This window comes from Acinetobacter rudis (assembly GCF_000829675.1).
Lineage (GTDB): Bacteria > Pseudomonadota > Gammaproteobacteria > Pseudomonadales > Moraxellaceae > Acinetobacter > Acinetobacter rudis.
Genome location: NZ_BBRX01000150.1, coordinates 1 through 552 on the forward strand (window position 1 = coordinate 1; position 552 = coordinate 552).

The window sequence follows — 552 nt, forward strand, 5'->3', positions numbered from 1 at the left end:
ATAAAGATGGTTCATGGACCGTACCGAACCCAGGTTTGGAAGATGGTGATAAAGTTGTAGCGGTTGCTAAAGATAAAGCCGGCAACGTTTCACCGCCAACGACAGCGATTGTTGATGCAATTGCACCACCAGCGCCAATTGTTGATCCAATCAATGGTAAAGATCCAATCACAGGTACAGCAGAACCTGAAAGTAAAGTGACCGTGACTTTCCCTGATGGTAAGACAAAAACTGTGACCACAGATAAAGATGGTTCTTGGACTGTACCGAACCCAGGTTTAGAAGATGGTGACAAAGTTGTAGCGGTTGCTGAAGATAAAGCGGGTAACGTTTCACCGCCAACAACAGCGATTGTTGATGCAGTTGCACCACCAGCACCGATTGTTGATCCAATCAATGGAAAAGATCCAATCACAGGTACGGCAGAACCTGAGAGTAAAGTGACAGTCACTTTCCCTGATGGTAAGACAAAAACTGTGACCACAGATAAAGATGGTTCATGGACTGTACCGAACCCAGGTTTGGAAGATGGCGACAAAGTTGTAGCTGTTA

Annotated in this window: 1 protein-coding gene; it reads left to right on the forward strand. The window is 45.5% G+C overall.

From position 1 onward, the window contains the following. On the forward strand, positions 1–552 hold a 552-nt coding region (locus tag Aru01_RS18295), incomplete at both ends, for an Ig-like domain-containing protein (protein WP_042111816.1).